This window comes from Pseudohalocynthiibacter aestuariivivens (assembly GCF_018457175.1).
Lineage (GTDB): Bacteria > Pseudomonadota > Alphaproteobacteria > Rhodobacterales > Rhodobacteraceae > Pseudohalocynthiibacter > Pseudohalocynthiibacter aestuariivivens.
Genome location: NZ_JAGFNU010000001.1, coordinates 656,082 through 679,003, shown reverse-complemented (window position 1 = coordinate 679,003; position 22,922 = coordinate 656,082). Strand labels below are relative to the sequence as shown.

Genomic DNA, 22,922 nt, shown 5'->3' with positions numbered 1-22,922 from the left:
CAGGGTTATCGGACATGCGCCGGAATGTTAGCATGAAGACTATAGAAACTTTAATTAGGGCCCCCAACCGAACATCCAGAAGGAAAGCACCTTGCGTATTCACTCTCTGAAACACCCGTTGATGTTTGCAATGTTCTGCTTTGTGAATTCGGGCGGTTCGGGATTGGCACAAACTTCGGGCGACGCTGCTTTGCAACCTCAGATTTTGTCGATTGAGGATGTATTACAAGAACACTCTGCGGAACCAGAATCACTTTATAAATTTGTTGCTGAGAATGTTGCGTTTCACGCCTACCCCGGTGTTTTGCGTGGCGCAAATGGTGCGCTTCAAAGTCGCGCAGGGAATAGTTACGACCAAAGCCTGCTGCTTTCCAATCTGCTGCGTGACGCAGGGTTTGAGACACGGCTGGCGCAATGTCGCCTTGGCGTAGACAAGTCAGAGGCACTTATCGCCTCAATCGCAAACCCAACGGTATCTCTGGAAGAGTCGCCGAACCTGGAGATTTTTGTCGAAGAGGGCGAAACAGCAGTTATTGATCAGTTCGCAGATCGGGTATCAGCGACCTACATCTTTGTCGAAGAGCATTTGACTGGTGCCAATGTTATATTTAACCAAGATTCCCCTTCTGTTCAGGACGAACTTCGCGAAACAGTATCCGATCATATCTGGGTTCAGATGCGCGATGCGGAAGGATGGACAGACTTTGACCCAGCATTCGCCGGGCCAATCGGAGAAACGCATTGCGAACAATCCGGTTCCGTCGAAAAGCTTCCTGAAACCGCATTTCATCGCGTCGAAATCTCGCTTGATACGGAAACCGTCAAGGATGGCGTACCAACAACGCACACAAACTTTTCGTTTTCAGCCCTTACCGCAGATATCTCGGGGACCGCCTTCCTTCTGATACACGAACAACCCGGTCAAAGCGGCGTGACAACCTTCGCACAGGGCGTAAACGATAGTTTCACACCCGTTCTTATTGCTGGCGACCAAAGGATTGAAGGGGAGCCGGTAGAACTGGTCGTCGAAGTAGAAGCCGATAGCGGAAGCAGCGGTGGCGGCGGACTTTTTGGCGGTCTGAACTCCCTGTCAACAGCGCTGTCAAATGAGCAACCGACCGAATTGGTTGCAGAATGGCTGTCTTTGACATTCGTTGACCCCACAGGTGCGATGCAAACGGTTCGCCATGAAGTTTATGACCGGATAGGTCACGCTGCACGGATCGCCGGAAACCCAAGTTACGCGGAACTGCCTGCGGTAGAGGCAGACTGGGCAGACACGCTGCGCGCCTTTACCGTTACCACAGGGTTCTCGCCAGCAAGCCTGCAGCATAGACGGATGGAGGCTTTGACCAGTAATGACCCGAACCGCGCTTCGGCTGCTGCCGGCGCTTTGATCCTAGATTTCTACGGCTATCTTCGGGAAACGGTGCCTTCTATGAGCTTTGACATGACAGATATCATCTCTTACCCGTCTGGACCAAACCTCATGTTCCTGACCTATATTGGCAGCGACCCAGAGGACGCCGATGGCCCACCAAGTGCCTTTGCAATTGACCATGCGCTGAAATCGCGACGCGTAATCGCAAAGGACGCAGATGCGATTGGCCCTTATGAACGGGTTTTTGACGGCATTCTTGATCACGAAGTCGAACGTTTGACCGTTGCGTTAACCGCGTGGGCAATTGCAGACGGACCGATGACAAGCATCAGCGTCGGAGACGTGTTTAATGTCGCAGCATCCGATCAGATAGAGGTCAACACACTAGCCCCTGCTGACGTTGCAATGCAAAACGGGCTTTCCTTGTCAGACGAAGCGTTGACGCGACTGAACACCGACATGGCTGCAAATATGGCGGTGATTGTTCCCACCCGGCCAGTCACGCTTGGGAACACACCCACTGTCGGCTGGTGGGGTATAGACGTGGTTACGGGCAGAACACAGGACCAGATGGAGGACGGCTCACATCAGGGAGGCGCTGAAACTACTGACTTAAATGCGCAACAATCCTCTCTCAGTTTGCGCGCCCGGCAACTGCTATGCGGTCTCGGTTCCCTGGCAATCTCTATCGGGTCAGGAATGGGGCCTCTCGCTCACATGCCACCCGGATTAATGCAGGGTGCGCAGCAGCTTCTTGATTCCTGCGCACGACGCGGCGGCGGTGCACGGGGGCGCCCACCCACTGGTGGTTCTCCTCCCGGTGGCGGTGCGGGTCCGGGAATGGGACCGTATAAATTCGGTCCTCCGCCAAATTCAGGTTTAAGGCCGTTTCCACCCCCACGAACGCAGATTCCACCGCGTCCACGTTCACCATTGCCGCCCAGAGGTCGGCCGGTCCCGAAAAAACCTTTCGATCCGTTCAATCCGACCCGGCCAGCGCCACTTCGCAGACCTTGATCGGTTTCTGGCAACTCTGCCTGGTGCGCCCTTCTAGCGACAGAGAAACGTAGATTTCTGAAGGTCCATTTCGGTGGAGTCTTGCTTTGGAGTGTGAACGCGCCAAGCAAAACATAAAAGAATGCATTTACCTATGGGCATAGCGCCGTAAAACAGCATATTTTGTGAAAATCACATGGCTTGCCCCAATGGGATGTTCTATTATCCTCGAAACAGCCAATAAAAGAGCAGCAAAACATGGCCGACGACCTACTTCGGGAAAATGAACCGGAAACTGCATATGACGCGTCTTCTATCGAGGTTCTGGAGGGGCTGGAGCCCGTCCGCAAACGCCCCGGTATGTACATCGGTGGCACCGATGAACGTGCGTTGCACCATCTGGTGGCCGAGGTGCTCGATAACTCCATGGACGAGGCTGTCGCCGGGCACGCCAACCGGCTTGAGGTCGAGCTGAACGAAGATTATTCTGTCACGATCCGCGATAATGGCCGGGGTATCCCGGTAGACCCGCATCCCAAGTTTCCTGACAAATCAGCGCTTGAAGTTATTCTTTGCACTCTTCACGCGGGTGGTAAGTTCAGCGGCAAGGCCTATCAGACATCTGGCGGTCTGCACGGGGTTGGCGCATCCGTCGTAAATGCCTTGTCAGACTACATGCGTGTCGAAGTGGCGCGGAACAAAGAACTCTACATGCAGCAGTTTTCACGTGGCATACCAGATGGCCCGATCGAAAAGATTGGCGCCGCCCCGAACCGCCGTGGCACGATGGTGACGTTCCACGCGGATGAGCAGATTTTCGGCCATCACAGGTTCAAACCCAAACGCATGATTACCATGGTGCGCTCCAAGGCCTACTTGTTCTCCGGCGTTGAAATCCGCTGGAAAAGCGCAATTGATGATGGTGAAACCCCGACCGAGGCCGTGTTCCACTTTCCGGGCGGGCTGGCGGATTACCTGAACGAACGGATGAATGGCTCTACCGCCTATGCCGACACGCCCTTTGCCGGGAAAGTGCAGTTTGCCGAGAAATTTGGCGCTGACACCGCCGGATCTGTCGAATGGGCGATCAACTGGACCCCGTCACGCGACGGGTTCATCCAAAGCTATTGTAACACAGTGCCTACGCCCGAGGGCGGCACACATGAGGCCGGGTTCTGGGCGGCGATACTAAAGGGTATCCGCGCGTATGGCGAGTTGGTGAACAATCGCAAAGCCAGCCAGATTACCCGTGACGATATCATGAATGGCGGCTGCGCACTGGTCAGCTGTTTCATCCGCGAACCGGAGTTTGTGGGCCAGACCAAAGACCGCCTTGCGACGACCGAGGCACAGCGGCTGGTCGAAAATTCGGTTCGTGACCATTTTGACAACTGGCTTGCAGGCAACACCAAGGCCGCAGGCGCGATCCTTGATTATCTGGTGCTGAAATCCGAGGAGCGCCTGCGCCGCCGTCAGGAAAAGGAAACCGCACGCAAGTCAGCCACGAAAAAGCTGCGCCTGCCCGGCAAGCTGACCGATTGTTCGGCCACCAACCGCGAGGGGACAGAGCTGTTCATCGTCGAGGGGGATTCTGCCGGTGGATCGGCCAAAATGGCGCGGGACAGGAAGACACAGGCGCTGCTGCCGCTGCGCGGAAAAATCCTGAACGTGCTTGGGGCGGCTTCGTCAAAAATTGGCACGAACGCCGAGATTAATGATTTATGTCAGGCGCTTGGCGTTGGGATCGGCACCAAGTTCAACGTTGATGATCTGCGCTATGACAAGATCATCATCATGACCGATGCGGATGTTGACGGGGCGCATATTGCGGCGTTGCTGATGACGTTCTTCTTTACCCAGATGCGCCCGATGATCGACAAGGGGCACCTTTACCTGGCCTGCCCGCCGTTGTTTCGCCTGACCCAGGGCGCAAAGCGCGTTTACTGCACCGATGAGCTGGAAAAAGAGGCGGCGCTGGCCAAGGGGCTGGGCGGCAAGGGCCGGATCGACGTGTCACGCTTTAAGGGTTTGGGCGAGATGGACGCAAAAGACCTGAAAGACACCACGATGAATCCCGAAACCCGCAAGCTGATCCGCGTGTCGATAGACGAGGACGAGCCGGGCGAAACCAGCGATCTGGTGGAACGCCTGATGGGCAAAAAACCCGAGATGCGGTTTCAGTACATTCAGGAAAACGCCCAGTTCGTTGAGGAGCTGGATGTTTGAGGACTGTTCCGCCTAGCAAATACGTTTATGGACCCCTTCGATCCATTCAAATCTCTGTGGAAGATATTGTTGGAATAATTTCAGACAGCGCTGAAGACCCAGAAATCGTAGAGTGTGAAAGTAATTCTATAGTCTACGTAGGTGTTAGCGAAATAATGAAAAACGCTAATAATATCAGCTCTCCTTATAAATTTGAATTTGATGGCATCACAATGGAATTGAGCGATGTGGGAGTTTCAATCAATTCAACTCGCGAACAAGAGGCCGTTGTTTTAACAATTATAAACTCACTAGATTACTTCAAATCGATATGGGTTTGGTGGAGACATCCGCTGGGCGACCTCGTCTCTAGGGTGTGTTTTGTTCTGATTGTAAGTGTTTTCTATAATTATCTCGCCAACTTTTTCGGGGAAAGTACTGCTGACACCGAATTTGTCATTCTTTTCTTTCTAGCTTCAATTCTAACGCTTCTTCTAATTTGGCCTGTTTTAAGAGTGATCGCCTATTTGTTATCAAGTAAAGTAACGAGAAAAAAAATCGAAGTTTCTGGGTACGTAATAGAGACGAGATTTTGGTTTACGTTTTACTAATCCTCATTTCATTATCTGTTGGATGGTATTTAGGAAATTCTTCAGCCGCGTCTCACCAGCTTGAGGATACTATTGAAGACTAGCCAACCATGATCTTGCCTCTGGCAAGATCATGGGCCCGCCCCCGTGGGGGGCGTGGGCGGGCCTGTTGCTTCCTCAAAGGCAGCGATGGGTTAACAGAAATCACAAGCTGCTTATCTGGCCCTGCCGTTTCCGCCTTGAACAAAACGCGGGTTTCACCCAATTTACGGCAAACCAATTCGGAGTCTGCCATGCCCCCCACCATGTTTTACGCGCTTACCATGCTGCTTGCTGGCTTTGGCGTTCCGATACTTGCGGCACTCAATGCAGCCCTTGGGCAACGGCTCGGCTCGCCGGTTGCGGCGGCGATGATCCTGTTTTGCGTGGCTTTGCTGGGCACAGGTATTGTTCTGATGTTCGCAGGTCCCGGCCCGTTGAAACACGCGGTCGGCGCGCCAAAGCACCTGTTTCTGGCGGGGCTGCTGGTTGCATTCTACGTGCTGACCATCACATGGGCCGCACCAAAATTCGGCGTTGGCAATGCGGTGTTCTTTGTGCTGCTGGGGCAGTTGATCTCTGCCGCTGCCATTGACCATCTGGGGCTGTTTGGGGCGCAAATCTCGCCCCTGTCGCTGACCCGCGCGGCGGGCATCGGCATCATGGCGGTTGGAGTGTTTGTAACGCAACTGGCCTAACGAGGGACTTAACCGTCCTGAATGCTTTCAAGATAGATCATAAGTGCGGCAAGCGGCCTTGGGGTTGGGGTCATCACCCCATCGCCCGTCTCAACAGGCACCTGCTCGCCCCGTAACAGCGCACCGAATTCAGGCATGTTCGGCCCCGGTAGCGCCTCGCGGTGATAACCGTCGATCATCGACAGCACCTCTGCCCGTGGAAAAACCCCGCCGTTGCGCAGCGCGATTTGTGTTAGATCCTTGGGTGCGGTTCCTGTGACATCGGAAACAGCACCGTCCCCCCGACCCGACGCACCATGGCAGATCGCGCAGTTGTCATCATATAACGCCTGCCCTTCATAAGGTTCCGGCATTGCGTCTACGGTGCAGGCGGCAATAAATCCCAGACCCACAATTCCTGCCAAATACTTCATACCTGCGCCCCTTCGTTTCCCGCGTTATTCTGTCTGCAACGTTTCGAGGTAGGCCAGCAAATCAGCGATTGGCGCACTGGTCAGGATCGGTTGACCCGCGGGTGTTTTCACGGCTGTATCATCGCCTTCAAAGAAATCCCCATAAACGGGCATCGAACTGCCGTGACTGACCAACGGGTCACGCCCATCGATACGTGCAACAACCCGTTCGGTCGGAAAGACGCCATCGTTTGTTGCGGCAAGCTGTCTGAGGTTCGCTGGCTGAACAAGAAGAACCGGTGCCATCGGGCCGCTGCCCAGCGCCTCTGCCCCGTGACAACTTACACAGTGGCGCAAGTAAAGTGCTTGGCCGTCTTCCGCGTCCTGGGCTACCGCTGGTCCTGCAAGGCACGCCGCAAAGAGCAAAGTCAGATATTTTCCAGTCGCCACAACACGTCTCCTATTTCTGTTTTGTTCAATCACTCTCGCACAACCATCCGGGCGCAACATTGATCCGCATCAGATAGCGCTACCTTTTGGGTATCGGGCTATCGTGGCCAAAATACGATGCACTTCTTTATCGTGCCAGCGATTGCACCAATTCCCAAACATTGTCTTCAACAGCTATGACCTGCATTGGCTTTTTGCCAACCCCGGGCATGCGCGCGCCTTCTTCGGCGTCAATCGCAGCCTGCACCTGCGCCATCCGGTCAAAGAATGCACCGGACACATCGGGGTCCATCAGGATGTAGAACTGGCCAAGGTCATGCGGCGGCCCCTCGGGGGCTTTCAGCGGTTTTACATCACGCGAAACGACGCCACCGGTCATACCCGCCGCCAGCAGCTCGGCCATCAGGCCAAAGCCCCAGCCTTTGTAGCCGCCCGTTGAGACCAAGGAACCGGCAATGGCTGCGGCGGGATCAGTGGTCGGCTCACCGTTCGCATCTACGGCCCAACCTAATGGGATAGCCTCACCCGCGGCCTTGGCCATGGTAATTTTGCCAAGCGCAACCGTGGTGGTTGACTGGTCAAACTGCATCGCGATACCGCCCTGCCCGTCCGGTGCTGAAAAAGCGATTGGATTTGTGCCAATGATCCGGGTCTTTCCACCCGGCGGGGCCACGATGGGCGATGCATTGGTAAACCCAATCCCGATAAGGCCCGCACGCGCGATCTGTTCTGTGAAGTAACCAAGCGACGTGCAGGTGTGGGCATGACAGATGGCAAGTGTCGCGGTGCCATTTTCACGCGCAGCATCAAGCGCTTGCGGCAATGCACGTGCAAAGGCAGGTTGTGCAAAACCATAGCGCGCATCGACAGAAATTGCGCCGGGCCGCGGACGGCTGACAACTGGTTCCACATCACCTTTAACGCGGCCGGATTTGAGTTGTTGGCAATAGCTTTCAAGATAGTAAAGCCCGCAGATTTTGTTGCCGACGGATTCAGCAGCGCGAACGGCGCGTGCAACCTCTGTCGCAATCCAGGGTTCTGCCCCATGATAGGTCAGGGCCGCGTGCGTTGCTTTTTCTATTTGATCTAGCGTTACTTCGGGCATTTCAAATCCTTCGGCATTTGCCTTGAAAAAAGTTAGACGAGCACCCCATGCTCCAAATGCATCACCCGGTCCATCCGGGCGGCAAGGTCAAGGTTATGTGTGGCGATCAAGGCTGACAAACCCGTTTCGCGGACAAGTTCCACCAATGTTCCAAAGACCTGATCCGAGGTTTCAGGATCAAGGTTTCCCGTAGGCTCGTCCGCCAGTAAAAGACGCGGCTGATTGGCAAGTGCGCGGCAAAAGGCAACGCGCTGCTGTTCTCCGCCAGAAAGTTCTGCGGGGCGGTGATGCGCCCGCTCTGCAATCCCGACGCGGCTCAGCAGGCTGGTCGCATGCGCCTCTGCAGCAGCTTGCGCCGTGCCATTGGCAAGCTGCGGCAGAACGATATTTTCAAGCGCCGAAAATTCCGGCAACAGGTGGTGAAACTGATAGATAAACCCGACACCCGCCCGCCGTATCGCCGTGCGACGGCGATCTGAAAGATGCGCCACCTCCTCGCCCGCAATGCGAATGACGCCACTGTCAGGCGTGTCTAACAATCCGGCGATATGCAAAAGGGTCGATTTGCCAGCCCCGGAAGGAGCAACAAGGGCAACGATCTCGCCTTCGCTTAGTTTGAGATCTGCACCTTTAAGTACGGAAACTTCACTGATCTTTCCCTTGTTGTAGGCTTTGCTGATACCTTCAAGTTCCAAAACGGCATTACTCATAACGCAGCGCCTCTACCGGGTTCATCCGTGCAGCGCGGCGTGCGGGGAAAAGCGTGATAACAAAGGACAAACCAAGTGACAGGGCAACTGCGGCAAGCACATCCCCCAGCATGAGCTTGGCCGGGAGCCTGTAGATACCACGAACGGATGCATCCCAGACTTCGCCACCTGTCGCGCTGTTCACAAAAGCGAGGATCGTGTCGAAATAGACTGCAAACAGGCACCCAAGAACCACACCCAATAGAGTGCCAATCAGCCCGACAAGCGCGCCACAGATAAAGAACACCCGCAAGACGGACCCTTCCGTAAGGCCCATGGTTCGCAAAATCCCGATGTCGCGGCCCTTGTTTTTCACAAGCATCACAAGACCCGAAATGATGTTGAGCGAAGCGATAAGCACAAGAACCGCCATCAGAACGAACATCACCGTATCTTCGATATCAAGCGCACGCAGGAAAGAGCCCGAGGCATCCCGCCATGTCCAGAGCAGCGTTCGCTCGCCCCCTGCTTTCATCAAATCGGCGTTCAGTTCATCGACGAGTTCGGGATTTTCAACCATGATTTCAAGTTCATCCGCCAAACCCTCGCGGTTGAAATAACTCTGCGCTTCGGCGAACGGCATATAGACGCGGGTATGGTCGATGTCATAGCGGCCCGCAGAAAAGATATAGACAACCTCATAGGCCTTAACGCGCGGGCTGGTGCCCATCGCAGTGCGCACGCCATTGGGAGAGATCAGCCTGATTCGGCCACCGATCCCAACACCAAGGTCAGTTGCGACACCCGCGCCAAGTGCGATCCCCTCGTCAAACCGCGCTATATCGCCCTGCCCGGTATTTGCATCCGCGATCCGCGGTATCCCCTTAAGGTCCTCAAGCGCAATGCCGAAGACCTGAACACCAATGTTGTAGCTTTGGTTGTTGGCCATGACCTGACCCTTAACCAGAGGGGCTGCACGAACAACGCCGGGGACCGCCCTTACAGCTTCAGCTTTTTCTGCGTAGTCATCAATAACCCGCGTGATCTGGCCGGTTTCGGTCACGATAGAAGAGTTGTAGAGGGTGACATGCGCGTTCGCGCCAAGAATTGTATCAACAAATTCCGCGCGGAACCCGGCACGCACGGCCATGGTGATGATCAGGGCGGCGACAGCCAGCATAATACCGATCAACGATATCCAGGTCATAACGCTGACCCCGCCTTCGGTGCGGCGTGCGCGCAGATATCGCCATGCGATCAACCATTCAAAGCGTGCGAAAGGGCCGGTCAAAACTGCTCTCCGTTTTTGTTGTACAAAGTCTGTGGGGGCAGACGCCCGGGGTCAAGTCCGAGAGCTGCAGGTGGGCAAATTTCCCCGCCCACGAGGCCCCAAAATCTTTGCAAAAGATTTTGACAAGAGTTTTGATAAAACTCTTGGACCATACTCAGAGGTTTGCGTAAATTTCGGCGACGCGCGCAACTGCCGCGTCCGGTGCCATTTCTTGGCTTTCCCCGGTTCTCCTGCTGGTCAACTCAACTACCCCGTTTTTCAATCCGCGTGGGCCGACGGTGATCCGCCACGGCAAGCCAATCAGATCCATCGTTGCGAATTTTCCGCCCGCGCGTTCGTTGCGGTCATCATAAAGCGGCTCAAGTCCGTGAGACTCAAGTGCGCTATATAGTGCTTCACATGCGGCATCTGCCTCTGCATCGCCCTGCTTGAGGTTCACAATCCCACAATGGAACGGAGTCACGCCTTCGGGCCAGATTATGCCCTTGTCGTCATGGCTGGCCTCAATAATCGCGCCGACCAGACGGCTGACGCCAATCCCGTGACTGCCCATATGAACCGGAATCTGCTCCTGCTTATCGTTGATGACTGTTGCCCCCATCGACTCGGAATACTTCGTGCCGAAATAGAAAATCTGCCCAACCTCGATGCCTCGCGCAGAGCGGCGGCGTTCTTCCGGCACATTGGCAAAGGCAGCTTCGTCATGAGTTTCATCTGTGCGGGCATAGCGAGAGGTGAATTCTTCAAGAACATTTTGGCATTGCTCGACCGAGTCATAGTCTATCTCGCGGTCGCCAAATTTCAGGTCAGTGATCGCGCTGTCGTAGAAAACTTCGCTTTCTCCGGTATCGGCGAGGACCAGAAATTCGTGCGTGTCATCGCCGCCAATTGGCCCTGAATCAGCGCGCATAGGTATGGCCTGCAAACCCATACGTTCATAGGTCCGAAGGTAGCTGACCAAATGGCGGTTGTAGGCGTGCAAAGCATCTTCTTTTGAAAGGTCGAAGTTATAGCCGTCTTTCATGTAAAACTCACGGCCCCGCATCACACCAAACCGTGGGCGGCGTTCATCGCGGAATTTCCACTGAATGTGATAAAGCGTTAGTGGCAGGTCTTTGTAGCTGCCAACATGCGCGCGAAAGATATCAGTGATCATCTCTTCGTTGGTGGGGCCAAACAACATGTCATGCCCGTGCCGGTCTTTGATCCGCAGCATTTCTTCGCCATAGTCTTCGTAACGACCGCTTTCACGCCAGAGGTCCGCAGGCTGTATCGTTGGCATCAGCATCGGGATATGCCCGGCACGAATTTGTTCTTCGTGCACGATGTTTTCGATGTTCTTCAGCACTTTGAATCCAAGCGGTAACCAGGAATAGATACCGGCGCTTGACTGTTTGATCATGCCAGCGCGCAGCATGTAGCGGTGGCTAACAATTGACGCTTCTGAAGGGTTTTCTTTCAGCACGGGAAGAAAGTAGCGGGTCAGGCGCATGAGCAGCGATATCCTTGCGAATTCTCTAATTTTGCCCGGTCTAGGCTATCGCGTTGGTCCAGACAAGAGAGCGCTGCGGCTTGTTACCTCGTTCAAGCATAAATTGGGCTTTTCCTTTGCTTCGGTGCGTGCCAGTTTCTCTCCATGAAAAACCTGCTCACCAGTCCCGATGGAACCGCGCCCTCTGCACTTTGTTTTGGCGCTATGCAGTTTGGCGGCAAAGCCAGTGCCGATGAATCACGCGGTATGTATGATGCCTGCCGCGTGGCGGAAATAAACTTTTTCGACACCGCTTATGTGTACACCGATGGCGCCTCTGAAACCTTGCTTGGAAAGTTCGCTGGGCCAGAGCGAGAGAAACTGATTATCGCGACCAAATGTGCGTGGAAAGATGGCGCAGGTGCCGCCAACATAAACGCGCAGTTTGACAAAAGCCGGGCGCGGCTTGGCATGGATATGGTTGATATTCTTTACCTACATAAATGGGACGGCGATACAGAACTGGCGGAAAGTTTTGAGGCGTTGGCCACGCTGCGTGATGCAGAAAAAATTCGATATGTCGGATTGTCGAATTTTTCGGCATGGCAGGTCATGAAGGCCGCAAATGTTGCCGCAGAGTTTGATCTGCCGATCTCGATATTGCAGCCAATGTATAACCTCGTAAAACGTCAGGCAGAGGTTGAGATTCTTCCGATGGCTTTGTCCGAAAGCATTGCCATTGCACCCTATTCTCCACTGGGCGGCGGATTGCTCACCGGGAAATATGCGAGAGGTGAAGGTGGGCGCCTGCTTGATGACAGCAGCTACACAAAGCGTTACAGCCCCGATTGGATGCATGAGGCGGCAAGCGCATTGAAAGAACTGGCCGCAGAGGTTGGCCAGCATCCGGCAACGCTTGCCGTAGCATGGGTCGCGCAGAACCCTGCGGTCACGGCACCGATCATCAGCGCGAGATCCGTTGAACAGCTGCGTCCTTCTTTATCAGCGGGCAAATTTGAAATGTCTGATGCGCTTTACCAAAGAATGTGTGACCTATCCCCTACTCCACCTCCTGCGACAGATCGACTGGAAGAAGCCTGATGCGCGATTTCTTGATTATTGGCGGCGGTATTGCCGGAATATCCGCTGCTGCCCGCCTGTCGCATCTGGGAACTGTAACATTGCTTGAGGGTGAATCCGGGCTTGGCTACCACGCCTCTGGCCGGTCCGCTGCAATGTTTGAAGGCACGTATGGTTTGCCCAGCACCGTGGCGCTGAACAAAGCGAGCTACACGTATCATCGCGACGCAAACGGCGGAGTTCTATCACCGCGCGGCATGCTTTTGCTGGGTGGCGTGGAACAGGAAGATCTGTTTGCCAGAGATTGTGAAATCATGGAAATGACGCGGATCAGCCGGGATGAGGCGCTGGCACATGTCCCGATCCTGAACCCTGCAACCGCGACACAGTTTGGCTACCACGCCGAAGCCTGGGACATAGATACAGACCTTTTGATCCAAAATTTCGCACGCGAGGCGCGGGGCAATGGTGGAGAAATCCTGACCAATGCGCATGTGACTGCCATTGAACACACCCAAAACGGCTGGCAGGTCGACAGCAGCAAAGGAACATACGAGGCCCGGCTACTGGTGAATGCGGCAGGTGCCTGGGTTGACCATGTCGCAAACCTTGCGGGGGTTAAACCGCTTGGCGTTCAGCCCTATCGCCGCTCCATGGCACGTTTACCTGCCCCGGGTGGGCACGATGTCAGTAGCTGGCCAATGATGTTTGGGCCCGGCGAAAGCTGGTATTCCAAACCCGATGCAGGAAAGCTGCTGGTGTCCCCCGCCGAAGAAGACCCGGTTGAGCCGCACGATGCCTGGGCGGACGACATGGTGCTTGCCGAAGGGCTCGCGCGGTACGAGGCGATGGTGACAGAACCGGTCACACGCCTTGAAACCAGTTGGGCAGGGTTGCGTACCTTCGCACCGGACCGATCGCTCGTTATTGGATTTGACCCAAAGCAAAGTGATTTTTTCTGGGTCGCCGGGCAAGGTGGATACGGCTTTCAAACCTCACCAGCGGCAAGTAAACTGGCGGCTGACCTGATTGAAGGGAAGCAACCGGAAATCGACGCCGTCACAGTTACGGCACTTAGCCCAAGTCGCTTTGGAAACCACTAGAATATTTGGCTTTTGATCTTCCCCTGCAATGCCGATAGCGGTATGTCGTCGCCCCCAAACTCTCTAAGGTTGTGTGAAGGGTTGAATGATTATATCGTTGATTTGAAAATTCATTTTTTTTCATCGTAATAAAGGGAAATGAACAGACTTCTTAGCCTGTCTTCCTGTTAAACAAGCGTTTCGAAGGAAAGTTGATACATGGCGCAGCTCAGAAAAATTTTACATGTTGATGATGACGAAGACACGCGCGCCGTCACCCGGTTGTCACTTGAATTGGTGGGGCACTTTATTGTTGAGCAATGCGCCTCCGGTAGCGCAGCAGTTGAGACCGCAAAAGCATTTTCGCCGGATTTGTTTTTGCTTGATGCAATGATGCCAAATATGAGTGGTGAAGAAACCTTGCGAGAGCTTCACAAGGTGCCGGAATTTGCAAATACTCCAGCGATATTTTTGACCGTCAAGGCAGAAGAAACCGCAATAGAAGGCTTGATGAAAACGGACGCAATTGACGTGATCACCAAACCGTTTGACCCTGTCGAACTTGGCGAGCAGATCACTGCAGCATGGGACAAGTTCCAAAAAGGGTCCTGAAGTCAGATTGGTCCCGGTAATCAGGAACCATTTTTTATTTATTACAACATCTTGGAACTGAAAGTTGATGCAGTGCAGACGCTGGATCAGCACTGAACGTAGTATAGGTAGCGCGCGATTTTTCCAGAATTGATATCGGGCAAGTAATCCTCTTCAGCTTCGCGAATGAGGCTCTCGGCGATAAAGCCGTTGCCCTCGGCCTCAAACCTTTGCTTCAAGTCAGCTGCCGCTTTCCAGTTTTTGCGCCAGAAGCCCCCAATCTGAACCGTGTAGTCACGGGTCGTGAAGGACACCCCAAGATTGGTAAGTGCCTTTGAAAGATCGGCAGACTCAGGTGCCAACTCAGACTGGTCATCGCCGTCCGCTATGTGATGGTTCATGAATATTCCCATTCGACCACCCGGGCGCATAGCGATCATCAGCATCGACAACGTCTTTTCAAGGTCTGAAACCCAATAAAGGGTATCAAGCGAAATGACCGCATCTATGGAGTTTTCAGACAAATCAAGTGCATTCATATCGCCTTGTAAAAACTTCAGCTTTGAACGTTTCGCTTTGGTTCGTTCAACTGCCTCGGCAATCGCCGGATCGGCGTAGTCCAGCCCGGTGACAGATACATCTTTCTGGTCAGAAATATGTTCCGCAATCACACCGGCGCCGCAACCAAGATCCAAAACCTCTTCTCCCGGTTTGAGATCCAGAAGCTCGAGCAGATCATCAAGTGCGGCCATATCTGTCTGGCCTTCCTGACATAAATCCTTACCGAAAACCTGCCTGCAAAGCTCTGAATGCGCCGCACTTGCACGCGCCGCCTGATAGAACCTTTGGTAATAATACCAGTACATATCGGGCCGCTGGTGGTGATATTGTTGCGCCAGGGGATGACCGCTTTCAGTTAGGCGGTAGCCCTTTTGATCGCCTTCGATCAGGCCCTTTTTCTGAAGGCTGAAATAGGCGTCAGACCAGTCTTCAAGGAAAATCCAAAACCTGTCAGCCTCTGCTTCCAGCGAATGCCTATCTGTATCTTTGCTTTCGACACGCGCCTTTTCCAGTGACGCAAGAACTTGAATTTCCGCTTCTGAAAGTTCCATTCTGGCCTCCTTCAATCAAAAGAGATTTGCTATCTGAACATAAAAAAGAGCCCGGAGACAAATCACTAAATTGAAAAGCTTGTTTGGCACGCCAGTTTTGCGGGCGCACAACTTAAAAATTCTCACGCGGTGTAAGCAGAACTTCAAACAGACAAGCACCGATGATGAGCACAGCGCCCAGCCATTCGATTGGCGACATATGCTCTTCTGGCAAAAACAGGCTTGCGGTGATCACTGCAACAAGAACTTCTGACATCATAAGCAAGCCAACCCGCCCCGGAAACAAAAACTTTTGCGCCCAGAAAAGAACAACAACCGCGGGCAGGATGGCAAAAACCGAAATCATAGACGCAAAAGGTATAAGGCGATTTGCTAAGTCTGGGTGGGGTATATCGACGATGCTGACAGAATATCCCAGCACCAGCGCACCAAGTGTCGTGAAGGCGAATTGAAACATCGTCATTCCCGGCAAAGGCACTGCATCAAACCGCATAATCATTGCCGCACCAAGCGCCCAGAAAACCCCGGAAAATAGTGCGAACACATCCCCGATGTTGAAAGGGACAGAACCACCGCCTGACACCAGAAGCACCAAACCTGCGAGGCCACCTAAGATCGCGGCCCATCGCTGCCAGGATGCTTTTTCGCCAAGCCATACCATGCCAATCAGTGTTGCCCAGACCGGTGTAAGATAGAAAAGCAGCGTTGCGCGCACGACGGACGAATATACCAACCCAGAGGCATAAAGCGCCAGACCGAATCCTGCCAAGGCACCAATCGCGGCGGCTTTACCAAGACTTTCCTTATGTGAACGCCATTGCAACAAAACAACGACTGCAAGCGCGCAGGCAGCGGGGAAATTTAGTAAGGCAATCGCCCACGTACCGTCCACACCCTGATTTTCCAGATACCGTAGTGGAATCCAGTAAAGCCCCCACGCAGACGCAGAAACAAACACTGCCCCTGACGCAAAGCCCGGGGTTGGAGGATGAAGCTGCATCACACGGCTTTCCAGAAAGACTTACAACTTCGCGGCTACACCAACAGGACGCGGGATGTCAAAGCGCAACCTCGACACCAAAGCTAGGGGGGATGAAACTTAAAACCGCCCGGAGTCGTGGAGGACTCCGGGCGCAACGACACTTACCCGTCTATACGGATCACCGCGTTTTTCGGATCATAGGGGCTATCTTCGACGATCTCCGCATCCCAAAGCTCGCGTTGCAGCCGCACCTTGAGCTTTGTTCCGACTTCAGAATATTCTGGCCTGACATACCCCATGCCGATGGATTTTTCGAATGCCACAGAATACCCACCAGAGGTCAGGCGACCCACGCGGGTACCGTCAGGTGTATAAAGCACCTCACGACCCCATGGATCAGCATCAGATGGGCCATTTATCAGCAAGGTCACGCATTTTACGCGGACACCGGTTTTTTCCATCGCTGCTTTGCCATTGAACTCTTTTGATAGGTCAACAAACCGCGGCAGATCAGCCTCTAGGGGATTCGCATCACGGCCAAGTTCGTTGCCAAAGGCACGGTAGGATTTTTCCTGACGCAACCAGTTTTGAGCACGAGCACCAACCAGTTTCATTCCGTGTTTTTCGCCCGCTTTTTCAAGCAGATCAAACAGGTAATTCTGCATTTCAATCGGGTGGTGCAGCTCCCAGCCAAGCTCACCCGTGTACGCAACGCGGATCGCATTTACCGGGCACATGCCAAGTTCAATCTGCTTGGCAGACAGCCATGGGAACCGCTTGTTGGACAGCGCGGTTTCAGGATCAGCGTCTTTGATGACGTCTTTCAGAACATCGCGGGATTTTGGACCAGCAATGGCGAAAACACCCCATTGTGTCGTTACATCCTGAATTTCGATGTAGCCAAATTCATCCATCTTGTCTTCGGCCGCTTTACGCAGGAAGTCCGCGTCATATTCTGTCCACGCCCCCGCAGAGACGAGGTAGTAATTATTCTCGCCATTCCGCACGATCGTGTATTCCGTGCGGGTGGTTCCATGGTCTGTCAGGGCATAGGTCAGATTGATACGGCCGATCTTTGGCAGCTTGTTACAAGTGAACCAGTCAAGAAACTGTGTGGCACCTGGGCCTTTAACAACGTGCTTGGTAAAGGCAGATGCATCAATCAGACCAACGCCATTGCGGATCGCCTTGGCTTCTTCCACGGCATATTGCCACCATTCGCCGCGGCGGAAAGAGCGGCTGTCGTGGTCGAAATTTTCCGGCGCATCCAGTGGGCCGAAATAGTTGGGGCGCTCCCATCCATTCACAAAACCAAACTGTGCGCCACGCGCTTTATGACGGTCGTAGGCTGGAACAGTTCGCAAGGGGCGGCACGCAGGGCGCTCTTCGTCAGGGTGGTGCAGGACATAAACGTGATCGTAGCACTCTTCGTTCTTTCGCGCTGCAAACTCGGTGGTCATCCAGTTCTGGCTGTAGCGTTTCGGATCAAGCGATGCCATGTCGATCTCGGCTTCGCCTTCAACCATCATTTGTGCCAGGAAGTATCCGGTACCACCCGCAGCAGTGATCCCGAAGGAAAACCCTTCCGCAAGCCACATGTTGCGCAAACCCGGTGCAGGGCCAACCAACGGGTTGCCGTCAGGGGTGTAACAGATCGGGCCGTTGAAATCGTCTTTCAAGCCGCTTTCTTCGCACGAGGGAACACGGTGGATCATCGCCATATATTGTTCTTCGATCCGCTCCAGATCGAGCGGGAACAGGTCAGCACGGAAACTGTCGGGCACACCATGCTCAAATACGGCAGGTGCGTTTTTCTCATAAACACCCAGAATCCAGCCACCGCGTTCTTCGCGCACGTAGCTTTGTGCGTCTGCATCCCGAATAACCGGGTGCTCCGCATTCCCCTCGGCACGGTATTTCACCAGTTCCGGGTCCTGATCCATAACAATAAACTGGTGTTCAACCGGAATCGCCGGAATCTTGATGCCCAGCATTTTAGCGGTGCGTTGCGCGTGGTTGCCGGAGGCGGTTACAACGTGTTCGGCTGTCACGACGATCTGTTCGTCTGACGGGACAAGGTTGCCACCCTTTTCGATCATTTTAGTACAGGTCACCTCCCAGGCTTCGCCGTTCCAGTGGAACGCATCCGCCTGCCATTTGCGTTCAATCACTACTCCGCGTTGCCTCGCGCCCTTGGCCATCGCTTGCGTCACATCTGCCGGGTTAATGTAGCCATCGGTATTGTGATAGATCGCGCCTTTCAGGTCGTCTGTGCGGATCAGCGGCCAGCGCGCCTTGATTTCATCCGCGGTCAACCATTCGAATGGCACTTCGCAGGTTTCAGCCGTTGACGCATAGAGCATATATTCATCCATACGCTCCTGCGTTTGTGCCATTCGCAAGTTTCCGACGACTGCAAAACCGGCGTTGAGGCCAGTCTCTTCCTCAAGCGTTTTGTAGAAGTCCACAGAATACTTGTGGATATGGGTTGTCGCATACGACATGTTGAACAGCGGCAGCAAACCTGCGGCGTGCCAGGTTGAACCAGAGGTCAGTTCATCCCGCTCCAACAGCATCACATCTTCCCAGCCCGCTTTAGCCAGATGATATGCGATGGAACTTCCTACTGCTCCACCACCAACTACCAGTGCTTTGACATGCGTTTTCATCGTCACGACTCTCTTTGGAATTTTCTGATGTTAATTTGACGGATTTTCCCGTGAAATGAGAGGTCCATCCGACCCAACATAGCGCGAAACCGACCTGCACGCGAAATGATGTAAGGCAGAATTTATTTTGCAGTCGCAGCATTATCTTGTCATAACACGCTGAGGATAGAAAAAGAGAAGCCGGAATGTACGTTTACCACAACGTTCGCGATATCCGTGGCAGTGTCGCTTCCATGCGCAATGGCGGAGCACGGGTCGGTTTGGTGCCGACTATGGGCGCGCTTCATGCCGGACATCTTGCATTGGTGAAAGAAGCATCCCGTATCTCGGATCAGGTTGTTGTTTCGATCTTTGTCAATCCGACACAGTTTGAAAACGCCGACGACCTGGCCGCCTATCCGGACACAATTGACGAAGACCTTAGACAACTGAGAGCCGCAAATGTAGCTGCCGTCTTTATGCCGGATGCCAATGTGATTTACCCGGAAGGCGCGGAAACGATTGTCGAAACAACACGCCTTGCGAACATGCTGCATGGGCTTGTCAGGCCAGGGCATTTTCGTGGTGTCACAACTGTTGTCGCCAAACTGTTCAACATCGTGCAACCCGATGTCGCTGTGTTTGGTGAAAAGGATTATCAGCAATTGCAGGTCATTCGTCGAATGGTTCACGATCTGCATTTTCCAGTGGAAATCGTGGGGCTCCCGACTGTACGCGAGGCGGACGGTCTTGCGATGTCTTCGCGCAACCTGCGTCTTGCAGCAGAAGATCGTAAAGCTGCTGTTGTTCTGAACCAGTCTCTGGACGAAGCGGAACGACTGGTCGCCAAAGGATGCACCGTTGAAACCCTGCGTGACGCCGTTAAAAGCGTTATCTCTGCAGAACCCCGTGCTAGTGTGAAAGCCGTGGATATCTGTGGTGCCGACGATTTGTCAGAGGTATCCGGCCAAATCACCTCGCCGGTCGCAATCATGATTTCCGCGCAATTTGGCGAAACACTACTGATCGACCAGCGCGTCGCCCACCCATAAGGAGCCTTCAATGTCCGTTCAAAACAAAGTCCGCCGCACAACCGTTCCGCAAATTGCTGCGCGTAAAGGCGGAGAACCCATTGTTTCGCTTACCAGCTATCACGCCCATACCGCAGCTATCGTCGACAAATACGCCGACTTTATTCTCGTCGGGGACAGTCTTGGCATGGTGATGCATGGTATGGACAGCACGGTTGGCGTCCCGCTTGATCTGATGATTATGCATGGCAAGGCGGTGGTCAGAGGCACGGAAAAAGCGCTTATCGTCGTCGACATGCCCTTTGGAACTTACGAGGAAAGCCCAAACATGGCCTTTCGCAATGCGGCAAAAATCATGAAGGAAACAGGGTGTGGCGCGGTAAAGCTTGAAGGCGGAACACGCATGGCAGAGACGATCAGATTTCTGACCGAACGCGGTATTCCAGTGATGGCCCATACCGGTCTTACACCACAATCAAGCCACGTGATGGGTGGCTTCAAAACGCAAGGGCGCGACGAGGAAACATGGGCCGCACATGAGGCAGATGCTACTGCCGTTGCCGAAGCGGGTGCTTTTGCCGTCGTTCTTGAAGGAATGGTTGAACCGCTGGCGGCAAAAATTACGAAACAGATCGACATTCCGACAATAGGCATTGGCGCCTCGGCCGATTGCGACGGCCAAATTCTTGTGCTTGAGGATATGCTGGGCATGAACCCATGGACACCGAAATTTGTGAAGGTCTACGGAACTCTTGGGCCAATGATCGAAAAAGCAGTGTCTGATTACACTGACGAAGTAAAAAGCCGGGTGTTCCCGGGGAAAGATCAAACCTACAACTGACACGCACGGGATCTTTTGTCTTTTCCCAAACAGGCAACCCGGTGTTAACATCAGTCACTCTCCTTTGAGAAAAGGAGGGGTCTTTGACATTTGAAATCAACCAGTTGACGAGGCACATCGGTGTCGAAATCAGCGGCATCGATTTTTCGAAACCGCTCAGCGATAAAGTTCAGGACCAGATTTATGACACGCTGATGGCGCATCAGGTGCTCTTTTTTCGTGATCAAGACCTTTCGCCGGAAAGCCAGCTAGAGTTTGCGAAAAGCTTTGGGGAACCTGAACCCCCGCACCCAATTTGCCCACATGTCGAAGGCCACCCTCAGGTTATGTTGCTTGATTTCAGCATAGATAATCCTCCAGACACCGATGCTTGGCACACGGATGCAACCTTCAAAGCAGAGCCGCCATTCGCATCGATTCTGTATAGCCGCGTCTGTATAGCCGCGTCATTCCGCCTGTCGGAGGAGACACGCTCTGGTCATCAATGACTGCGGCTTATGACGCACTGCCCAATGGTATGAAACAAGATTTGGCGGAACTTCGTGCGGTTCATAACATGAGCGACTTCCGCAACAACTTTACGGTCAATGAACCTGACGGTGACACAAACCGGCTCACAGCCGCACACCAACGGTTTGGCAGTGCTATTCATCCGATTGTCAGAAACCATCCGACGACGGGGCGGCCCTTTCTTTTTGCAGACCCCGGAGTCACCGTTCATGTGGTTGGCATGACATCTGTCGCGTCAAGACGCCTTTTGTATTATCTTTTTGACCATATGGACCAGCCCGAATTTCAAGTCCACTTCAAATGGAACGAAAATGCAATTGCCATATGGGACAACCGACGCACCATGCATTATGCCATTTCTGACTATCTACCACATCGTTGAATTAAGAACCGGGTTACAGTGACAAATGATTGTCGTTCCGATTCACTGACACACACGCAAAATTCCAAGCGCGCATAGGAGTATTAAGCTTGTAAAATGAGGCGCGGAACGCGCCACTGTTTTTACTCACCCCGGTTGGGGTTCGCTATGTGCTTCGCACTGAGGATATTTAAGGGATAAAGAAAGCGACAATCTTTACTTTCTTTATCCCTTAAATATCCCCGCGCAGCGCGCGAAACCGCACGAAGTGCCAGAAGAAGTGGCGCGTTCCGCGCCTCAGTTTGGTGAGCTCAATCCGAGGTAAAGCCGGGCGTTTCACATTAAAGCATGCTTGGAACAACAAGATCAGGCGGGCGGTGCCCGTCCGCATAGGTCTTGATGTTTATTAAAACTTTCTCACCCATCTCGACGCGGCCCTCTATCGTGGCGGAGCCCATATGCGGCAAGAGCACAACATTTTTTAGTTCTTTCAGACGTGGGTTGATTTCTGCACCCCGCTCGAAAACGTCAAGTCCCGCACCCGCAATCTCGCCCGTGCGCAGCATCCGTGTGAGCGCGTTTTCATCAATCACTTCTCCACGTGACGTATTAACGATGACCGCGGTTGGTTTCATAAGTTTCAATCGTCTGGAATTTATCAGGTGAAACGTGCTTGGCGTGTGAGGGCAATTGATCGACAAAACGTCCATACGGCTTACCATCTGATCAAGGCTGTCCCACCAAGTTGCCTCAAGCGCCTCTTCAATATTGGCGTGAACACGTTTACGGTTATGATAGTGGATCTGCATACCAAAGGCCTGGGCGCGACGTGCCACAGCCTGCCCGATGCGTCCCATTCCCAATATGCCAAGCCGCCGTCCTCCGACACGCCCACCGAGCAAGGCGGTAGGCGCCCAGCCCTGCCATTCGCCAGACTGCATGAGCGACAAACCTTCCGGAATGCGCCGCGTCACTGCCAGTAACAGTGCAAGCGTCATATCTGCTGTGTCTTCTGTCACAACACCTGGCGTATTGGAGACAAGAATGCCACGCTGACGCGCTGATTGCACATCAATATGGTCCACACCGGCACCGTAGTTCGCAATCAGCTTCAGTTTGTCCCCGGCTGCTGCCAGCATACCGGAATCAATCGTATCCGTGAGGGTGGGTACCAATACGTCGGCGCGTTTCATCGCATTGACCAAATTTTCCCGAGTCATCGGCAAATCATCTTCACGCAACTCCACGTTGAAAAGTTCCGACATCCGGGTTTCGACGACCTCGGGCAACCGTCGCGTCACGACAACACTTAGACGCTCAGCAGGCATTTTGCTCTCCCTCTACTTTCCAACAACTCTTCTTAATGGCAAAGTGACT

The 22,922-nt window shown here is 53.6% G+C and carries 22 protein-coding genes; 11 read left to right on the top strand and 11 right to left on the bottom strand.

The window, feature by feature from the left end; translation table 11 throughout:
- Nucleotides 1-91 precede the first annotated feature (91 nt).
- The 3 genes from J4E70_RS03390 to J4E70_RS03380 all read left to right on the top strand — a co-directional run bounded on the left by J4E70_RS03390 (nucleotide 92) and on the right by J4E70_RS03380 (nucleotide 5,193).
- Nucleotides 92-2,398: a transglutaminase domain-containing protein gene (locus tag J4E70_RS03390; RefSeq protein ID WP_213887637.1), complete on the top strand. Its 2,307-nt coding sequence runs from the start codon at nucleotides 92-94 to the stop codon at nucleotides 2,396-2,398.
- Nucleotides 2,399-2,635: 237 nt separating this feature from the next.
- Complete coding sequence (gene parE / locus J4E70_RS03385) at nucleotides 2,636-4,603, top strand: DNA topoisomerase IV subunit B (protein ID WP_213887636.1); 1,968 nt, start codon at nucleotides 2,636-2,638, stop codon at nucleotides 4,601-4,603.
- 56 nt (nucleotides 4,604-4,659) lie between these two features.
- Nucleotides 4,660-5,193 carry a hypothetical protein gene (locus J4E70_RS03380; RefSeq protein ID WP_213887635.1) on the top strand — a complete coding sequence of 178 codons (534 nt, stop codon included), beginning with the start codon at nucleotides 4,660-4,662 and terminating at the stop codon, nucleotides 5,191-5,193.
- 79 nt (nucleotides 5,194-5,272) lie between these two features.
- Here the strand turns inward: J4E70_RS03380 and J4E70_RS03375 are convergent, their stop codons facing one another.
- Nucleotides 5,273-5,467, bottom strand: a complete 195-nt coding sequence (locus J4E70_RS03375) for a hypothetical protein (protein ID WP_213887634.1) — start codon at nucleotides 5,465-5,467, stop codon at nucleotides 5,273-5,275.
- Here J4E70_RS03375 and J4E70_RS03370 point away from each other — a divergent pair.
- The gene (locus J4E70_RS03370) at nucleotides 5,466-5,909 is read left to right on the top strand and encodes a DMT family transporter (RefSeq protein ID WP_213887633.1); all 444 of its coding nucleotides are present in this window, start codon (nucleotides 5,466-5,468) and stop codon (nucleotides 5,907-5,909) included. The two genes, J4E70_RS03375 and J4E70_RS03370, sit on opposite strands and share 2 nt — an antisense overlap.
- An 8-nt stretch (nucleotides 5,910-5,917) precedes the next feature.
- Here J4E70_RS03370 and J4E70_RS03365 read toward each other — a convergent pair whose 3' ends face one another.
- From J4E70_RS03365 to proS, 6 genes are all read right to left on the bottom strand, one after another.
- Complete coding sequence (locus J4E70_RS03365; protein WP_213887632.1) at nucleotides 5,918-6,322, bottom strand: c-type cytochrome; 405 nt, start codon at nucleotides 6,320-6,322, stop codon at nucleotides 5,918-5,920.
- A gap of 24 nt (nucleotides 6,323-6,346) precedes the next feature.
- Nucleotides 6,347-6,751 carry a c-type cytochrome gene (locus J4E70_RS03360; protein WP_247077628.1) on the bottom strand — a complete coding sequence of 135 codons (405 nt, stop codon included), beginning with the start codon at nucleotides 6,749-6,751 and terminating at the stop codon, nucleotides 6,347-6,349.
- 127 nt (nucleotides 6,752-6,878) lie between these two features.
- On the bottom strand, nucleotides 6,879-7,856 hold the full coding sequence (locus tag J4E70_RS03355; protein ID WP_213887630.1) for an Ldh family oxidoreductase: 978 nt from the start codon (nucleotides 7,854-7,856) through the stop codon (nucleotides 6,879-6,881).
- A 32-nt stretch (nucleotides 7,857-7,888) separates the two neighbouring features.
- Nucleotides 7,889-8,566, bottom strand: a complete 678-nt coding sequence (locus tag J4E70_RS03350) for an ABC transporter ATP-binding protein (protein WP_213887629.1) — start codon at nucleotides 8,564-8,566, stop codon at nucleotides 7,889-7,891.
- The gene (locus tag J4E70_RS03345; RefSeq protein ID WP_213887628.1) at nucleotides 8,559-9,836 is read right to left on the bottom strand and encodes a lipoprotein-releasing ABC transporter permease subunit; all 1,278 of its coding nucleotides are present in this window, start codon (nucleotides 9,834-9,836) and stop codon (nucleotides 8,559-8,561) included. The genes J4E70_RS03350 and J4E70_RS03345 overlap by 8 nt, the downstream gene beginning before the upstream one ends.
- 154 nt (nucleotides 9,837-9,990) lie before the next feature.
- Nucleotides 9,991-11,328, bottom strand: coding sequence for a proline--tRNA ligase (gene proS, locus J4E70_RS03340; RefSeq protein ID WP_213887627.1), 1,338 nt, complete (start codon nucleotides 11,326-11,328; stop codon nucleotides 9,991-9,993).
- A 144-nt stretch (nucleotides 11,329-11,472) separates the two neighbouring features.
- Here proS and J4E70_RS03335 point away from each other — a divergent pair, with 144 nt between their 5' ends.
- From J4E70_RS03335 to J4E70_RS03325, 3 genes are all read left to right on the top strand, one after another.
- On the top strand, nucleotides 11,473-12,408 hold the full coding sequence (locus J4E70_RS03335) for an aldo/keto reductase (protein ID WP_213887626.1): 936 nt from the start codon (nucleotides 11,473-11,475) through the stop codon (nucleotides 12,406-12,408).
- On the top strand, nucleotides 12,408-13,490 hold the full coding sequence (locus J4E70_RS03330; RefSeq protein WP_213887625.1) for an NAD(P)/FAD-dependent oxidoreductase: 1,083 nt from the start codon (nucleotides 12,408-12,410) through the stop codon (nucleotides 13,488-13,490). The genes J4E70_RS03335 and J4E70_RS03330 overlap by 1 nt, the downstream gene beginning before the upstream one ends.
- A 198-nt stretch (nucleotides 13,491-13,688) precedes the next feature.
- Nucleotides 13,689-14,081, top strand: coding sequence for a response regulator (locus tag J4E70_RS03325; RefSeq protein ID WP_213887624.1), 393 nt, complete (start codon nucleotides 13,689-13,691; stop codon nucleotides 14,079-14,081).
- Nucleotides 14,082-14,167: 86 nt separating this feature from the next.
- On the opposite strand, the gene J4E70_RS03320 is transcribed toward J4E70_RS03325, so the two are convergent.
- From J4E70_RS03320 to J4E70_RS03310, 3 genes are all read right to left on the bottom strand, one after another.
- Nucleotides 14,168-15,172 carry a class I SAM-dependent methyltransferase gene (locus J4E70_RS03320; protein ID WP_213887623.1) on the bottom strand — a complete coding sequence of 335 codons (1,005 nt, stop codon included), beginning with the start codon at nucleotides 15,170-15,172 and terminating at the stop codon, nucleotides 14,168-14,170.
- Nucleotides 15,173-15,284: 112 nt separating this feature from the next.
- Nucleotides 15,285-16,172 (bottom strand): DMT family transporter, encoded by an 888-nt coding sequence (locus J4E70_RS03315; RefSeq protein ID WP_213887622.1) that lies wholly within the window; start codon nucleotides 16,170-16,172, stop codon nucleotides 15,285-15,287.
- A gap of 143 nt (nucleotides 16,173-16,315) precedes the next feature.
- On the bottom strand, nucleotides 16,316-18,823 hold the full coding sequence (locus J4E70_RS03310) for a GcvT family protein (RefSeq protein ID WP_213887621.1): 2,508 nt from the start codon (nucleotides 18,821-18,823) through the stop codon (nucleotides 16,316-16,318).
- A gap of 185 nt (nucleotides 18,824-19,008) precedes the next feature.
- On the opposite strand from J4E70_RS03310, the gene panC reads away from it, so the two are divergent.
- The 4 genes from panC (at nucleotide 19,009) to J4E70_RS19255 (ending at nucleotide 21,566) form a co-directional block, all read left to right on the top strand.
- Nucleotides 19,009-19,854: a pantoate--beta-alanine ligase gene (gene panC, locus J4E70_RS03305; protein ID WP_213887620.1), complete on the top strand. Its 846-nt coding sequence runs from the start codon at nucleotides 19,009-19,011 to the stop codon at nucleotides 19,852-19,854.
- A 10-nt stretch (nucleotides 19,855-19,864) separates the two neighbouring features.
- Nucleotides 19,865-20,674 (top strand): 3-methyl-2-oxobutanoate hydroxymethyltransferase, encoded by an 810-nt coding sequence (panB, locus tag J4E70_RS03300; protein ID WP_213887619.1) that lies wholly within the window; start codon nucleotides 19,865-19,867, stop codon nucleotides 20,672-20,674.
- Nucleotides 20,675-20,757: 83 nt separating this feature from the next.
- Nucleotides 20,758-21,162, top strand: coding sequence for a TauD/TfdA family dioxygenase (locus J4E70_RS19260; protein WP_246531577.1), 405 nt, complete (start codon nucleotides 20,758-20,760; stop codon nucleotides 21,160-21,162).
- Complete coding sequence (locus tag J4E70_RS19255) at nucleotides 21,159-21,566, top strand: TauD/TfdA dioxygenase family protein (protein ID WP_246531576.1); 408 nt, start codon at nucleotides 21,159-21,161, stop codon at nucleotides 21,564-21,566. Before J4E70_RS19260 ends, J4E70_RS19255 begins: the two co-directional genes overlap by 4 nt.
- A gap of 320 nt (nucleotides 21,567-21,886) precedes the next feature.
- On the opposite strand, the gene J4E70_RS03290 is transcribed toward J4E70_RS19255, so the two are convergent.
- Complete coding sequence (locus J4E70_RS03290) at nucleotides 21,887-22,873, bottom strand: 2-hydroxyacid dehydrogenase (RefSeq protein ID WP_213887618.1); 987 nt, start codon at nucleotides 22,871-22,873, stop codon at nucleotides 21,887-21,889.
- Between the last annotated feature and the right edge of the window lie 49 nt (nucleotides 22,874-22,922).

What these genes read in the sequence shown, in the direction of transcription:
- J4E70_RS03315 (WP_213887622.1), bottom strand. Translation starts at nt 16,172, where the DNA reads ATGCAGCTTCATCCTCCAACCCCGGGCTTTGCGTCAGGGGCAGTGTTT.
- J4E70_RS03335 (WP_213887626.1), top strand. Translation starts at nt 11,473, where the DNA reads ATGAAAAACCTGCTCACCAGTCCCGATGGAACCGCGCCCTCTGCACTT.
- panC (WP_213887620.1), top strand. Translation starts at nt 19,009, where the DNA reads ATGTACGTTTACCACAACGTTCGCGATATCCGTGGCAGTGTCGCTTCC.
- panB (WP_213887619.1), top strand. Translation starts at nt 19,865, where the DNA reads ATGTCCGTTCAAAACAAAGTCCGCCGCACAACCGTTCCGCAAATTGCT.
- J4E70_RS03375 (WP_213887634.1), bottom strand. Translation starts at nt 5,467, where the DNA reads ATGGCAGACTCCGAATTGGTTTGCCGTAAATTGGGTGAAACCCGCGTT.
- J4E70_RS03370 (WP_213887633.1), top strand. Translation starts at nt 5,466, where the DNA reads ATGCCCCCCACCATGTTTTACGCGCTTACCATGCTGCTTGCTGGCTTT.
- J4E70_RS19255 (WP_246531576.1), top strand. Translation starts at nt 21,159, where the DNA reads ATGACTGCGGCTTATGACGCACTGCCCAATGGTATGAAACAAGATTTG.
- J4E70_RS03290 (WP_213887618.1), bottom strand. Translation starts at nt 22,873, where the DNA reads ATGCCTGCTGAGCGTCTAAGTGTTGTCGTGACGCGACGGTTGCCCGAG.
- J4E70_RS03325 (WP_213887624.1), top strand. Translation starts at nt 13,689, where the DNA reads ATGGCGCAGCTCAGAAAAATTTTACATGTTGATGATGACGAAGACACG.
- proS (WP_213887627.1), bottom strand. Translation starts at nt 11,328, where the DNA reads ATGCGCCTGACCCGCTACTTTCTTCCCGTGCTGAAAGAAAACCCTTCA.
- J4E70_RS03320 (WP_213887623.1), bottom strand. Translation starts at nt 15,172, where the DNA reads ATGGAACTTTCAGAAGCGGAAATTCAAGTTCTTGCGTCACTGGAAAAG.
- J4E70_RS03355 (WP_213887630.1), bottom strand. Translation starts at nt 7,856, where the DNA reads ATGCCCGAAGTAACGCTAGATCAAATAGAAAAAGCAACGCACGCGGCC.
- J4E70_RS03330 (WP_213887625.1), top strand. Translation starts at nt 12,408, where the DNA reads ATGCGCGATTTCTTGATTATTGGCGGCGGTATTGCCGGAATATCCGCT.
- J4E70_RS03350 (WP_213887629.1), bottom strand. Translation starts at nt 8,566, where the DNA reads ATGAGTAATGCCGTTTTGGAACTTGAAGGTATCAGCAAAGCCTACAAC.
- J4E70_RS03310 (WP_213887621.1), bottom strand. Translation starts at nt 18,823, where the DNA reads ATGAAAACGCATGTCAAAGCACTGGTAGTTGGTGGTGGAGCAGTAGGA.
- parE (WP_213887636.1), top strand. Translation starts at nt 2,636, where the DNA reads ATGGCCGACGACCTACTTCGGGAAAATGAACCGGAAACTGCATATGAC.
- J4E70_RS03365 (WP_213887632.1), bottom strand. Translation starts at nt 6,322, where the DNA reads ATGAAGTATTTGGCAGGAATTGTGGGTCTGGGATTTATTGCCGCCTGC.